2 protein-coding genes are annotated in these 1,421 nt (G+C 74.0%); both read left to right on the top strand.

Annotated elements, in window-relative coordinates; translation table 11 throughout:
* Positions 1-711, top strand: a 711-nt coding sequence (locus tag ADL08_RS38715; RefSeq protein WP_267889560.1) for a condensation domain-containing protein, incomplete at its 5' end; no start/stop codon positions are given.
* A partial coding sequence (locus ADL08_RS38710) for a condensation domain-containing protein (protein ID WP_234384963.1) occupies positions 708-1,421 on the top strand: 714 nt, incomplete at its 3' end. The genes ADL08_RS38715 and ADL08_RS38710, both read left to right, overlap by 4 nt.

Below are 1,421 nucleotides of genomic sequence, written 5' to 3'. Positions count from 1 at the left end.
CCGGGGGTGCTGGAGGCGGCGGTACGGGACGTGGTGGAGCGGCACGAGGTGCTGCGGACGGTGTATCCGGCGCGGGACGGCGAGCCGTACCAGCGGATCACCGACGCGCCCGAGGTACGGGTGGAGGTCGAGGAGCACGTCCCCGCCGGCGAAGCGCAGACCCGGGCGACGGCCTTCGCCCGGACGGTGATCGACGTGACCAGTGAACTACCCCTCCGCGTCAGACTGTTCGGGGTGGAGGACGGGTCGGCTGTCCTGGTGCTGCTGGTCCACCACATCGCCACGGACGGCTGGTCGGTCGACCGCCTGCTCGGGGACCTGGACCTCGCCTACCGCGCCCGCGCCGAGGACCGTGCCCCCGACTGGGAGCCGCTGCCCGTCCAGTACACCGACTACACCCTCTGGCAGCGCGACCTCCTCGACGCCGAACACGACTTCCTGGGAAGCCGGTTGGACTTCTGGCGTACGGCGCTCGACGGCGCTCCGGCGGAGACGCGGCTGCCCGCCGACCGGCCCCGGACGACCGAGCCCGGGCAGCGGCGGGGCGAAGTGGTGACCACGGAGGTCGACGCCGACGTGCACAGGGCGCTCGGCGGCCTCGCCCGTGCGCAGCGGGCGACGTTCTTCATGGTGGTGCGGTCGGCGCTGTCCCTTGCCCTGCGGGCGGCGGGTGCCGGGTCGCGCTGCACGACCTGGTGGGGTTCTTCGTGAACACGCTGGCGCTGCGGACCGATCTGTCGGGGGATCCGACGCTCGGTGAGCTGGTGGGGCGGGTGCGGGACGCGGACCTGGCGGCGTTCGCGCACGACGACCTGCCGTTCGACCTGCTCGTGGAGGACCTGAACCCCGAGCGGTCCCTCGGACGGCACCCCTTCTTCCAGGTCGTGGTCAGCGCCCAGACCGCCGGGGAGGCGCAGGACACGGCCCGCGGCCTCGGCGGCATACCCGGCGCCCTGGACGGCGCCGACCTGGCCACCGCCAAGTTCGACCTCGGCTTCCACTGCGCCGAGACCCTCGGTCCCGACGGCGGACCGGGCGGCGTGCGGCTCGGACTGCAGTACGCCACCGACCTCTACGACGAGGAGACCGCGCTCCTCCTCCTCGACCTGTTCCGCCGGGCCCTCACGGCCCTCGCCGAGCGGCCCGCCGACACGCCCCTCGACACCGTCCGCCTGGTCACCGACGAGGAGCGCCGGGACCTGGACCGGCGCCACGAGGCCCTCGCCGCCGCCGAGCGGAGCCGTGCCGGTGCCGCTGCCGGAAAGGGGGCGCGGGACGGGGCGCGCGCCGTCACGGATCCCCGCGAGGAGATCCTGCGGGGTCTGTTCGCGGAGATCCTGGGACGCGACGAGGTGCTGCCGGGGGAGAACTTCTTCAAGCTCGGCGGGCACTCGCTGCTCGCGGGCAAGCTCACCAACCGC

It is taken from the genome of Streptomyces sp. NRRL F-6492, assembly GCF_001280125.1.
Lineage (GTDB): Bacteria > Actinomycetota > Actinomycetes > Streptomycetales > Streptomycetaceae > Streptomyces.
Note: the sequence above shows the minus strand (reverse complement) of the source record. Positions and strands in the feature narration are given on the sequence as shown.